The sequence below is a fragment of the Jannaschia pagri genome (assembly GCF_019655435.1).
GTDB lineage: Bacteria > Pseudomonadota > Alphaproteobacteria > Rhodobacterales > Rhodobacteraceae > Jannaschia > Jannaschia pagri.
On the sequence record NZ_BPFH01000002.1, the window covers coordinates 248,013 to 260,627 of the forward strand.

General features: G+C 63.1%; 11 protein-coding genes. 6 read left to right on the forward strand and 5 right to left on the reverse strand.

Annotated features, from left to right (window positions below; genetic code table 11):
• The first annotated feature begins 280 nt into the window (after positions 1–280).
• From carB to K5R33_RS06105, 3 genes are all read left to right on the forward strand, one after another.
• Positions 281–3,598, forward strand: a complete 3,318-nt coding sequence (carB, locus tag K5R33_RS06095; protein WP_220748120.1) for a carbamoyl-phosphate synthase large subunit — start codon at positions 281–283, stop codon at positions 3,596–3,598.
• Positions 3,599–3,739: 141 nt separating this feature from the next.
• Positions 3,740–4,279 (forward strand): DUF2726 domain-containing protein, encoded by a 540-nt coding sequence (locus K5R33_RS06100; protein WP_220748121.1) that lies wholly within the window; start codon positions 3,740–3,742, stop codon positions 4,277–4,279.
• Between the two features lie 60 nt (positions 4,280–4,339).
• Positions 4,340–5,461 carry a beta-ketoacyl-ACP synthase III gene (locus K5R33_RS06105; RefSeq protein WP_220748122.1) on the forward strand — a complete coding sequence of 374 codons (1,122 nt, stop codon included), beginning with the start codon at positions 4,340–4,342 and terminating at the stop codon, positions 5,459–5,461.
• 19 nt (positions 5,462–5,480) lie between these two features.
• Here the strand turns inward: K5R33_RS06105 and K5R33_RS06110 are convergent, their stop codons facing one another.
• Positions 5,481–5,951, reverse strand: a complete 471-nt coding sequence (locus K5R33_RS06110) for a hypothetical protein (RefSeq protein ID WP_220748123.1) — start codon at positions 5,949–5,951, stop codon at positions 5,481–5,483.
• A 270-nt stretch (positions 5,952–6,221) separates the two neighbouring features.
• Between K5R33_RS06110 and K5R33_RS06115 the strand changes: the two genes are divergently transcribed.
• On the forward strand, positions 6,222–6,833 hold the full coding sequence (locus tag K5R33_RS06115; RefSeq protein ID WP_220748124.1) for a thymidine kinase: 612 nt from the start codon (positions 6,222–6,224) through the stop codon (positions 6,831–6,833).
• Positions 6,834–6,898: 65 nt separating this feature from the next.
• Here the strand turns inward: K5R33_RS06115 and K5R33_RS06120 are convergent, their stop codons facing one another.
• From K5R33_RS06120 to K5R33_RS06130, 3 genes are all read right to left on the reverse strand, one after another.
• The gene (locus tag K5R33_RS06120) at positions 6,899–8,221 is read right to left on the reverse strand and encodes an 8-oxoguanine deaminase (RefSeq protein ID WP_220748125.1); all 1,323 of its coding nucleotides are present in this window, start codon (positions 8,219–8,221) and stop codon (positions 6,899–6,901) included.
• Positions 8,214–9,002: a histidinol-phosphatase gene (hisN, locus tag K5R33_RS06125; protein WP_220748126.1), complete on the reverse strand. Its 789-nt coding sequence runs from the start codon at positions 9,000–9,002 to the stop codon at positions 8,214–8,216. The genes K5R33_RS06120 and hisN overlap by 8 nt, the downstream gene beginning before the upstream one ends.
• An 86-nt stretch (positions 9,003–9,088) precedes the next feature.
• A complete protein-coding gene (locus tag K5R33_RS06130) occupies positions 9,089–9,448 on the reverse strand; it encodes a helix-turn-helix domain-containing protein (protein WP_220748127.1) in 360 nt (119 codons plus the stop codon).
• A 292-nt stretch (positions 9,449–9,740) separates the two neighbouring features.
• Here K5R33_RS06130 and K5R33_RS06135 point away from each other — a divergent pair, with 292 nt between their 5' ends.
• Positions 9,741–10,700, forward strand: a complete 960-nt coding sequence (locus K5R33_RS06135) for an NADPH:quinone oxidoreductase family protein (protein ID WP_220748128.1) — start codon at positions 9,741–9,743, stop codon at positions 10,698–10,700.
• Here K5R33_RS06135 and K5R33_RS06140 read toward each other — a convergent pair.
• Positions 10,657–11,550 (reverse strand): LysR family transcriptional regulator, encoded by an 894-nt coding sequence (locus K5R33_RS06140; protein WP_220748129.1) that lies wholly within the window; start codon positions 11,548–11,550, stop codon positions 10,657–10,659. The two genes, K5R33_RS06135 and K5R33_RS06140, sit on opposite strands and share 44 nt — an antisense overlap.
• A 253-nt stretch (positions 11,551–11,803) precedes the next feature.
• On the opposite strand from K5R33_RS06140, the gene K5R33_RS06145 reads away from it, so the two are divergent.
• The gene (locus K5R33_RS06145) at positions 11,804–12,586 is read left to right on the forward strand and encodes a Bax inhibitor-1/YccA family protein (protein ID WP_220748130.1); all 783 of its coding nucleotides are present in this window, start codon (positions 11,804–11,806) and stop codon (positions 12,584–12,586) included.
• The last annotated feature ends 29 nt before the right edge of the window (positions 12,587–12,615 follow it).

Consider the following 12,615-nt stretch of genomic DNA (forward strand, 5'->3'; position numbering starts at 1 on the left):
AGTCGCTTTCTGTCTTTGCATCGAGATTGGCCGTCTCGCCGGAGATAGCCGGGCGTGGGCCGCCGTAAAGTAAGCGGGTCGAGTTTCGCGGTCGGGCGACGCGACATCGCGTGCCGACCGTGGGTCAACGCGCTGAAGCCCATAGGGTTCCATCCCAACGCCCCAACCAATCGGACCCGGATTCCACAGGGCGGCTCGCTTTGCATGCGCCGTGGGGTTGTGCCCACCTGTCGCCCGCCTATAAGGCGGCCAATTTGGCGCGCTGCAGGGGGTCCGGACCATGCCCAAACGGGACGATATCAAGTCGATCATGATCATCGGGGCGGGGCCAATCGTCATCGGACAGGCCTGCGAATTCGACTACTCTGGCGCGCAAGCCTGTAAGGCCCTGCGCGAAGAAGGCTATCGCGTTATCCTGGTCAATTCGAACCCCGCGACGATCATGACCGATCCGGGCCTCGCCGATGCGACCTACATCGAGCCGATCACGCCCGAGGTCGTCGCCAAGATCATCGAGAAGGAACGGCCTGACGCTCTGTTGCCGACGATGGGCGGACAAACGGGCCTGAACACCTCTTTGGCGCTGGACGACATGGGCGTCCTCGAAAAGTTCGACGTGGAGCTGATCGGCGCCAAGCGGGATGCCATCGAAATGGCCGAGGACCGCAAATTGTTCCGCGAAGCCATGGACCGCCTGGGCATCGAGAACCCCAAGGCGCTGATCGTGGACGCGCCCAAGGTTGACGGGAAGTATGACATTGCGGCGGGCATGAAAAATGCCATGGACGCGCTAGAGCATGTGGGCCTGCCCGCGATCATCCGGCCCGCCTTTACACTGGGCGGCACTGGCGGTGGCGTGGCCTATAATCGCGCCGACTACGAAGCGATCTGCCGCACCGGGTTGGAGGCTTCACCGGTTGCGCAGATCCTCGTGGATGAAAGCCTGCTCGGCTGGAAGGAATACGAGATGGAGGTCGTCCGCGACAAAGCGGACAATGCGATCATCGTCTGTTCCATCGAAAACGTGGACCCCATGGGCGTGCATACGGGCGATTCCATCACCGTGGCCCCGGCGCTGACGCTGACGGACAAAGAATACCAAATCATGCGGACCCACTCGATCAACGTCCTACGGGAGATCGGGGTGGAGACCGGCGGTTCGAACGTCCAATGGGCCGTGAACCCAGCCGATGGCCGCATGGTGGTGATCGAGATGAACCCGCGGGTTTCACGGTCCTCGGCTTTGGCCTCCAAGGCGACGGGTTTCCCGATTGCAAAGATCGCCGCCAAGCTGGCCGTGGGCTTTACGCTGGACGAGTTGGACAACGACATCACCGGGGTCACCCCCGCCTCGTTCGAGCCGTCCATCGACTATGTCGTGACTAAGATCCCGCGCTTCGCCTTTGAGAAGTTCCCGGGTGCCGAGCCGCTGCTCACCACGGCGATGAAGTCGGTGGGCGAAGCTATGGCCATCGGACGAACCTTCCACGAAAGCGTGCAAAAGGCGCTCGCCTCCATGGAAACGGGTCTGACCGGGTTTGACGAAATCGAACTTCCTGATGACCCTGCCGCCATCCGCGCGGCGCTCGGTCGACAGACGCCTGACCGGCTGCGTGTTGTTGCCCAGGCCATGCGTCAAGGCTTGTCTAATAGCGATATTCACGCGGTCACGATGTTTGATTCGTGGTTCTTGGATCGGATCCGTGAAATCATAGACTTGGAAGCCGAGGTTCAGGCAGATGGCCTGCCGATTGAGGAAGCTGGACTTAGACGCCTCAAACAATTTGGCTTCACCGATGCACGTCTCGCCAAGTTGACGGGCCGCACCGAAGACAACGTCCGCCGGGCACGTCAAAACCTGGGCGTGGTTGCACAATTCAAACGGATCGACACCTGCGCCGCCGAGTTCGAGGCCCAGACGCCCTACATGTATTCCACCTACGAGGCGCCCGTCATGGGCGAGGCGGAATGCGAGAGCCGTCCGACAGACGCCAAGAAGGTCGTGATCCTAGGCGGTGGACCAAACCGGATCGGTCAAGGGATCGAGTTCGACTATTGCTGCTGCCATGCCTGCTTTGCGCTGAGCGATCAGGGGTACGAGACCATCATGGTCAATTGTAACCCCGAGACGGTCAGCACGGATTACGACACCTCGGACCGCCTCTACTTTGAGCCGCTCACGTTGGAGCATGTGCTGGAGATCCTGCGCGCAGAACAAGCCAACGGAACGCTCCATGGCGTGATCGTTCAGTTCGGCGGACAGACGCCGCTGAAGCTGGCCAACGCTCTGCACGATGCGGGCATTCCGATCCTGGGCACGACGCCCGACGCCATCGACCTGGCGGAGGACCGTGACCGGTTTAAGCAACTGGTCGAGCGTCTGGACCTGCTACAGCCGGTCAACGCCATCGCCCATTCCGACGAAGAGGCCCGGTTGCGCGCCGCCGAGATCGGGTTCCCGCTCGTGATCCGACCGTCCTACGTCTTAGGCGGGCGCGCGATGGAGATCGTGCGCGATATGGCCCAGCTGGAGCGTTACATCCGCGACGCCGTGGTCGTGTCCGGCGACAGCCCCGTCCTGCTCGACAGCTACCTGTCTGGCGCCATCGAGGTGGATGTGGACGCGCTGTCCGACGGTGAAGCCGTTCATGTAGCGGGCATCATGCAGCACATCGAAGAGGCCGGCGTCCACTCCGGCGATAGCGCCTGCTGCTTGCCGCCCCATTCCCTGTCCGTGGATGTCATCGGAGAGATCCGTCGCCAGACCGAAGCCCTGGCCCGCGCGCTGCGCGTCGTTGGCCTGATGAATGTGCAGTTCGCGGTGAAGGACGAAAAGGTCTACCTGATCGAAGTGAACCCCCGCGCGTCGCGGACCGTGCCCTTCGTGGCCAAGGCCGTCGACTCGGCCATCGCCTCCATCGCCGCGCGGCTGATGGCTGGGGAGCCGCTGTCGAACTTCCCCCTGCGCGACCCCTACCCCGCCGACGCCGCCATCGCCCACGTTCCCATGGGCGACACCATGATGCTGTCGCACCCGGACACGCCCTGGTTCAGCGTCAAAGAGGCCGTGTTGCCCTTCGCGCGGTTCCCAGGTGTGGACACGCTGCTGGGGCCGGAGATGCGCTCCACCGGCGAAGTGATGGGCTGGGACCGCAGCTTTGCCCGCGCCTTCCTCAAGGCGCAGCTTGGCGCGGGCGTGACGCTGCCGGATGGCGGAACCGTCTTTTTGTCGATCAAAGACGCGGACAAGGGGCCACAACTGGTCGAAACGGCCGGTCTGCTAACCTCCATGGGCTTCAAGATCCTCGCGACCTCTGGCACGGCGGAATACTTGGCGCGCTACGGGATCGAGACGCGGCATGTGAACAAAGCCTATGAGGGCGGGCGCACGGTCGTGGACGTGATGAAGGATGGCGAGGTGTCCTTGGTGATGAACACCACCGAAGGCGCGCAGGCCGTGGAGGACAGCCGCTCCATGCGCAGTGTCGCGCTGATGGATCGCATCCCTTACTTCACCACGTTGTCAGGGGCCCATGCCGCCGCCTTGGCCATGCAAGCCCGCGATGAGGGCGACGTGGAAGTGAGATCACTGCAGTAACCTGCGCAGGACGCCGCAGCATTTGAGTCAAATTGTCGACGAATGCCACGGGGAGGCCATGCTGCAACCCCGTGGCGGTTTCGTCCCTGCCGTGTTGCCCCCCCAGGTTTGGGGCGTTCACACACGGTTAGGATGGCACCGATGACAGATGGTTTCCCGGCGAAGACGCCGCTCTCTTCCTTGCTCTCGTTCTTGCCCCTCCGGCGGAGCGCGCCGGACCAAGACGCTGCGTTCTCCCATATGAAAGGGGCCGAGATCCGTGAGCGGGTCTTTACCCATGTGTCGGACCTGGCGCATCGGCACGGTCTGCATGTGGCGCCGTCGGTTGCGATGGGGGCTGTGTTCAGCGTGCTTGACGGGCGCCTCGCGGGCCGCGCCACCGGGGCGCGTAGCGCGCTGGCCCACGCGCGGGTCGATGTTCTGTTGCTCGACCGTGCCGCGCGGCCGGTCCTGGCGTTGGACCATGCCCCCCAAGCGGCGATGTCCCGCGCCGAACGGGGACAATTGCGGCTGAAGGCACAAATGTTTGAGCGCGCTGGCTTGCCACTGCTGATCCTGCACGGGTTGGCACAGTGGGACGATGACAAGATCACCATCGAGGCGAAGCTGGCGCTTCTTCAGGGAACTTCTGGCCCGGCGGAAACAAGAACGTGGCGGCAAGGACGCCGGTCGGGTGGTTGACCTGCGCTAGGGCGCCCGGCACACCCGTGTCCACCGCGCGCAACGCCCAGAGAGATGTCCATGACGCAGGTCGCCATTACCGGAACGGGTGTCTTCACCCCCAGCGAGGTTATCACCAACGATGAGTTGGTGGCGGCCTTCAACGCCTTCGCCGATCTGGAGAACACGCGGAATGCTGCGGCCATCGCCGCCGGTGAGCAAAAGCCGATCCCCCATTCCAGCGCCGATTTCATCACATCAGCCAGCGGGATCGAGCAACGCCATGTGCTGAACAAGTCGGGCGTTCTGGATCCCACGCGGATGTTTCCCCGCCTGCCCGAACGCGCCGATGACGCCCCGAGCCAGATGGCCGAGATGGCCGTGGCCGCGGCGACCGAGGCCCTGGCCATGGCGGGTGTCGCGCCCGAAGACATCGACGCAGTGATCTGCGCGGCGTCTAACCACGAACGGGCCTACCCAGCCATCGCAATCGAGGTTCAGACCTTACTGGGTGCGGGCGGATTCGCTTTCGACATGAACGTGGCCTGTTCGTCGGCCACCTTCGGGATTCAAGCGGCGGCGGATATGATCCGCTCCGGCTCGATCCGTAGGGCGTTGGTCGTCAACCCGGAGATCTGCTCCGCCCACCTGGAGTGGCGTGACCGCGATTGTCACTTCATCTTTGGGGATGTCTGCACCGCCGTCATCCTGGAGCCGGAGGACTTGGCCGAGGGTCCGCGCTTCACCATTGACAGCACGCGGTGCGCAACGCGGTTTTCGAACAATATCCGCAACAAAGACGGCTTCCTACGGCGCACGCGGGACGCCATGGAGGACCGGCGCGACATGCAATTCATGCAGAACGGGCGCAAGGTGTTCAAAGAAGTGCTGCCCATGGTCTCTGCCCATATCGCGGGCCACATGGCCGACGAGGGGGTCGGCGCCGATGACCTGAGCCGCCTGTGGCTCCACCAAGCCAACAAATCCATGAACGATTTCATCGGCAAAAAGGTGCTGGGGCGCGTGCCGTCCCCCGAGGAGCAGCCGAACATCCTTCAGGATTATGCCAACACCTCGTCCGCCGGGTCGATCATCGCTTTCGCGAAGCACTCCGCCGATCTTGTGGACGGGGATCGTGGCCTGATCTGTTCGTTTGGTGCGGGCTACTCGGTCGGGTCGGTCCTTGTCACGCGACGGGTCTGACGGGCGAGCGACGCAGCGACTATTCTGTCCGACGGACTTCGATCTGCAAATGCATCTTCATGTCCACCAGGACTTTCTGAAGCTCCATGGTCTCTGACAGCAGGCCGCGTGCCTCGGCAGGTGTGATCACATTGTTAGAAATGGCGCTGGCGTAGGCGTTCATCAGCATCGCAAACCGTTCAGATATAAGCGCAATGTCGTGACTTACGGCACCTGGCCCGCCCTCGGTGACGCGTCCGGGGCCAGCATCGAGCGTCAGTCCAGCCAGTTCCGCCAGAGCATGGGTCACATGCGGATACTTCGCCGCGCCTTCCAACCGGGCCACCGCGTCAACGGGCATGAACCGTTCCCGGTGTTCATCGTGGTCCGAATAATAGCGCCCTAAGGTCGCCTTAGACTTGCCCGTCACCGTGCAAGCCGCCTGGACTCCGACGTCCTTTACCAAGGCTTCGGTATGTTGCTTCAAGTAGGAATTAATGTTGCGGGTCATCTAGGGTCCCCCTACGTCAACTTTAGCACTGTCCCGTGGTTGGGGGAAAGCAGAGCGCGGTTTCCCATGACGCTTCGGTGACAGGATGCCTTAGAGACGGGCGCATCACGGGGCAGCGCCGCAATCGGTGACGTCCTTTTGATCGGTCACGGACCCGGACCCCCGGGGCGCCACACCCAAAGATGGCCCCGTCGACCGCTACGGGGCCCCATGCTTTGGCGCAGGCGTGGGGTCTTTTCTTTTCGGTCATCTGCGGGCAGGACCGGCGCCATGGCCAAGCTGTACTTTCACTATTCGACCATGAACGCGGGTAAGAGCACGCTGCTCTTGCAGGCGTCCTATAACTACATCGAACGGGATATGCAGACCTACCTGCTGACCGCGACGTTTGACGACCGCGCGGGCCGGGCGCGCATTGCCAGTCGCATCGGGATCGAGGCGGAGGCCGACACCTACGACGCCGAGAGCGACCTGTTTGCGATGATCGCAGCCCGGTTGCGGGCGGGTCCGTGCCACTGCGTGTTGGTGGACGAGGCCCAATGGTTGTCGCGGGACCAGGTCTGGCAACTGGCGCGGGCTGTGGACGACCTGGGGGTGCCCGTCATGGCCTATGGGCTGCGGGTGGATTTTCGCGGCGAGTTGTTTCCGGGATCCGCCGCGCTTTTGGCCCTGGCCGATGAAATGCGAGAGGTCCGCACGATCTGTCACTGTGGGCGCAAGGCGACAATGGTGATTCGTGTGGACGGCGAGGGACGGGCGTTGACCGACGGCGCCCAGGTCGAGGTTGGGGGCAACGACCGATATGTCTCGCTCTGTCGCAAGCACTTTCGCGAAGCGATCGGAGACCGGGTGCCAGAGGCTTCGCTCGGGCCCAAAGCCTAGCGACGCCCCCATCATGGGCTGGACCGCCAGCCAGCCCTTTCACGGCGTGTGTCCCAATGTGGCGCTTAGACCTTCAGCGCGGTCACCAAAGCCTCGGCCCGGGCAATCAATCGCGGCAGGTCGATGGTCGTCAGATGCCCACCATCCACGACACGCCGCCCCTCCACGAACAAATCCCGCACCCGGCGCGGCCCCGCGAACAGCAGCGCCGTGCGGTCCCAACTGCCCGCCGCATCGATCCCGGACATGTCCCAGACCGCCAAGTCTGCCCGGTATCCCGGGGCGATGACGCCAATGTCGTCGCGGCCCAAAACCCGCGCGCCCCCCTCGGTCGCCACGCGCAGCGCCTCGGCACCGGTCATGGCGTCGCCTCCTAAGGCAACGCGCTGCAGCAACATGGCCTGGCGCGCTTCGTCAATCAGGCTGGCTTGGTCGTTCGAGGCTGAGCCGTCCACGCCCAAACCGACCGGCACGCCTTCGTCCAACATCGCGCGGAGCGGTGCGATACCCGAGCCCAGCCGACAGTTCGAACAGGGGCAATGGGCGACACCGGTCCCCGTGCGGGCGAAGAGGTCGATTTCGGACGGGTCCAGTTTCACGCAATGGGCATGCCAGACGTCCTCGCCCACCCAACCAAGGTCAGCAGCATATTGACCCGGACGGCAGCCAAAGACCTCCTGACTGAAGGTCACGTCGTCGGCGTCCTCGGCCAGATGCGTATGGAGACGCACCCCTTTGTCCCGCGCCAGGACCGCCGTTTCGCGCATCAGGTCCTGGCTCACCGAAAACGGCGAGCATGGGGCCAGGCCGACACGGCACATGGAGCCCGGTGCTGGATCGTGAAAGCTATCGACGACACGCACACAGTCTTCGAGGATAGCCGCCTCGGACTCGACCAGGTAATCGGGGGGCAAGCCGCCCTTGCTCTGACCGACGGACATCCCCCCACGCGTTGGGTGAAACCGCAGGCCCACCTCGGCAGCCGCATGGATGGTGTCTTCCAAGCGCGCGCCGTTGGGGAACAGATAGAGATGGTCGGAGGACGTGGTGCACCCCGACAGGGCCAATTCCGCCAGACCCAATTGCGTAGCGACATGCATGTGGTCCGGCGTGAACTGCGCCCAAATCGGGTAGAGCGCCTTAAGCCAGCCGAAGAGCGGGGCATTCTGGCCCTCGGGCACCGCGCGTGTCAGGGTCTGATACAGATGGTGGTGGGTATTCACGAGGCCGGGGGTGATGAGACACCCCGTCGCCTCCACGGTCGCAGCACCCTGCGGCTTGAGATCGGCGCCAACCTCCGCGATCTCACCGCCACGGATCAGCACGTCCGCTTCGGTGGCGCCCTCTGGTCCCCAGACCAATCCCCCACGCAGCAGCGTGTCAGGCATTGAGCAACTTCATCGCCGCAGCGTGTAAGGCTGGCGTCGCCGCCGCGAGCATCGTGCCGCCGTTATGGGCCGGGGCGCCCTCCCATGTGGTTGCCAGCCCGCCGGCGGCTTGGATGACAGCGATTGGTCCGGCCACATCGTAGGGTTGCAGGCCCGCCTCGATGACAAGATCCACCTGACCTGCTGCCAACAGGGCATAGCCGTAGCAGTCCAAGCCGTAGCGCGTCAGCTGGCAGGCCGCGGAAACACGTCGAAACGCCGCCCCCTGGACCGGGGTGCCCACTTCTGGAAAGGTGGTGAGCAGCGTCGCGCTGGCTAGGTCCGTCGTTGAGCGCACGGCCAGGTCGCGGCGATCCTCGCCCCGAGACCAGATCGCACCGTCGGGGCCACCCTCGAACCGTTCGCCGGTAAACGGCTGGTCAATCAGGCCCAAAATGGGTCCGGTCTGATCCTGCACGGCAATCAAGACCCCCCAAGTGGGTGTGCCGCTGATATAGGCGCGGGTCCCATCAATCGGGTCCAAGACCCAGGTCAAACCGCTGGTCCCGGCGGTGGCGCCCATCTCTTCGCCCAGAATGCCGTCCTCGGGCCGCACCTCGGCCAAAAGCGCGCGCATGGCGGCTTCGGCGTCGCGGTCTGCGATGGTGACAGGGTCGAAATCCGTCGTTTTGCTAACGACGTCCAGCGGTGCCCGGAAGTGTTTGAGCGTCTCGACCCGCGCGGCATCCGCAAGACGGCGGGCTAGCGCCTGGAGGGCGAGGATATCAGGACGGGCGAGCATGGAACCTCCGAGGCGCACAATCAAAGAGGCAGCGGCTCATCATCGGGTTGCACACCGGTCAGAGGGCCGTCAAGCGTCGTCGTTGGTTAGCGCACGCCCTCGGACAACACACGTGCCAAGTCAAACAACCGCCGGCGTTGGTTTTCCGGGAGGGTGTAGTAGCTGCGGATGAGCTCCATCGCTTCCTTATCGGTCAGGAAATCTTCGGTGGAGGCGTCCGTCTCGCCGTTTTCAAGCCCCTCGAAGAAATGGGCGACATTCACCTCAAGCGCCTGGGCAATATCCCAGAGGCGAGAGGCCGACACGCGATTGGTCCCCGTCTCATATTTCTGGATCTGCTGAAACTTGATGCCCACCGCTTCGGCAAGCTGTTGTTGCGTTGTCCCCACCATCCATCGGCGGTGTCGGATCCGCTTCCCTACGTGCACGTCCACCGGATGCTTCACGGCGTTTCCCTTCACTTCGTTCTGGTGGCCAACGATAATTTCGGCCCTTCGATGGTATAATTAGATCAGAAGAGGCTTCGGCGCATTGCACGCAGTGGTTGAGGCACCTTTGCACAAATCTACCCTACCAGCCATCAATCTCTTATTTGGTGCAAAGCCTGCCCACCATACAACCTAAAATATACTTCCGTTCCATGGACTTACTCGGACACACGCTATCGCCGTTACGACGCCGTTTGACAACAACCTAGGGAATGTGAAACCGCTTTCGCACGATACACAGGAGGGCTCCATGAAGGGCTGGCAAGTGGAAACACGCGGGGACATCCCAGTTTTCAAAGACCTCACAGTGCCGAGTCCCGGACCGGGCCAAGTTCAAATTCAGATTGAAGCCTGCGGTTTAAACTTTGCCGATTTGCTCATGGTAAAGGGCACCTATCAAGATACGCCCGAGGCGCCGTTTACGCCGGGCTTAGAGGTCTGCGGGAAGGTCATCGCCCAAGGGGATGGGGTGTCCGCACCCGCTATTGGTCAGCGGGTGGCCGTGTTTGGCGGTCAGGGTGGTCTGGCCGAGATTGGCTGTTTTCCAGCGGATCGGTGCGTTGCCGTGCCCGACAGCATGCCATCCACCGTCGCCGCAGGCTTCATTGTGGCCTACGGCACCAGCCACGTCGCCTTGGCCCACAAAGCCCGTCTCCAACCCGGAGAGCGCTTGTTGGTCCTGGGAGCGGCTGGCGGCGTTGGGCTGACAGCCGTCGAATTGGGCGCGAACATGGGGGCCGAGGTCATCGCAGTGGCCCGTGGGCCGGAAAAACTCCAAATCGCCAAGGACCACGGCGCCACCCATCTGATCGACGCCGGGGCGCCCGACCTGCGAGAGCAAGTGAAGGCCTTGGGCGGGGCAGACGTCGTCTATGACGCAGTTGGGGGCGATGCCTTCGATGCGGCCTTTCGCGCCACCAACCCAGGCGGGCGCATCATCGTGATCGGCTTTGCTAGCGGCACTGTGCCTCAGATCAAAGCCAACCACCTGATGGTGAAGAACATCGACGTCATGGGGGTCTATTGGGGGGGATACCTGAAATTCGATCCCAAGGTTGTCACCGACAGCTTGGCGGCGCTGTTTGCGATGTATGGTGCGGGCGGCCTGCGCCCACACGTCAGTCATGTCTTGGCCTTGGACAAGGCCGATGAGGCGCTGGAGCTGCTCAGGTCCCGACGATCGACAGGGAAGGTCGTCGTTGCGCCCTGACGTTGCTGTAGGACTGCCGCAAAAGCTCTAGCAGGTGATCGCGCGCCGGATCCCGCGTCGTGGTGTTGGCATATAGGGTCACCGCCACGTCGCCGATCTCGGGCAAGGTGCACCCGTGGCCAACGGGGCGCAGCTCCCAGGTATCGAAGCCATCAATCACAACATGGCAGGCCAGATCAGCGGCCACGGTGGCGTCGACGGCGCGGCTCGATTTGGCGGACATGGCCAACTCCCACGGGATGTCGGCGCGGTCCAGGGCCGCCTGCGCGGCGGTTCGAAAGACGCAATGCTCCTCAAAGGCCAGCCGCAGCGGGCGCTGCTGCCAGGCGCGCCCATCCGCGGCGCCGACCCAGATGAGCGGCAGGCGGACAAGTTCCACACCGCCATCGCGGCACGCTGCCTCGGTGCCGAGCATGACGTCGCATTCGCCAGCCGCATACATATCGTGCAGGGCAGACGTGACCGAGGAAATCAGGGTGATCCGAACACGGGGATAATCTGCGGCAAAGGCGCGCAACACGTCGGGGATACAGCGCGGCACGATGTCGTGGGGCACCCCAAGGCGGATCTCTCCCTCGGGCGCGGTTTCCTTCATCCGGTCCAACAGCTCATCGTTGAGCGTCAGGAGCCGTCGCGCATAGCCCAGCACCTGCTCCCCCTGGGGGGTCAGTTGCATCCCCCGGCTGGTGCGGTTGAGGAGCGTGGCATCGAGGGCCTCCTCCAGGCGCTTCACCTGCATGGACACCGCAGATTGCGTCAAGTTCAGCAAAGCCGCCGCCCGCGTAACGCCGCCCGTCGAAGCTACGGTCGCAAAGGCCCGCAGCGCCGTGAGGTCTAGATTCCTGGCCATGGACATCTCCTTTCGCCGCAAAGGGTATCAGTCGGCCCCGCATTCAGAAAATTGAAATGTCTAATGGCTGACCTCACGGTTTGAAATGACGAGGGCCATAGGGATGTCCCCGCCGATCAATAGGGAAAATCAATCGAAACCCGCTGTTTCGGCCATAATGCCAACTTGAATTACAGGCCCGGGCTGCCGATATTTGACGTCGAGAGGGTCGGCATGCCGTCGGCCCCCGCCTTGTCACCTTTGGAGGAGTTCCATGGCACAATTCGACGCCCTGCGGACCGGTTCAATCTCCGGCGCCCGCGCGGAGGAGATCGATCAGGGCCTTCGCGCCCACATGAACAAGGTCTACGGCACGATGTCCGTGGGCATGCTCATCACCTTTGCTGCCGCCTGGGCCATTTCCGGTCTGGCCGTCACGGCTGATCCATCGGCTGCCGTCGCGCAGCTGAATGCCGATACCTATCTGACCCAACTGGGCTACGCGCTTTATGCCTCGCCGTTGAAGTGGCTTGTGATGCTGGCCCCGCTGGCCTTCGTCTTTGGCCTGTCCGCGATGATCAACAAGATGTCCGCCGCCGCGGCGCAGCTGACCTTCTACGCCTTTGCCGGCGTCATGGGTCTGTCGATCTCGTCGATCTTCCTGGTCTACACCGGCACGTCGATCGCGCAGATCTTCCTGATCACGGCAATCGCCTTCGCGTCGCTGTCTCTGTACGGCTACACGACCAACAAAGACCTGTCCGCCATGGGGACCTTCCTCATGATGGGTCTGATCGGTCTGATCGTGGCGATGGTCGTCAACATCTTCTTGCAGTCGTCGGGCTTGGCCTTCGCGATCTCCGCCATCGGTGTGCTGATCTTCGCTGGCCTGACCGCCTACGACACGCAGCGGATCAAGACGGAATACGTCGCCCATGCCGCCCACGGCGATACCGAGTGGCTGGGCAAAGCCGCCATTATGGGCGCGCTGAGCCTGTATCTGAACTTCATCAACATGTTCATGATGCTGCTCTCGCTGTCCGGCACCCGCGAGTAATCGCGCCCCATTCCAGACGGAAGGGCCGC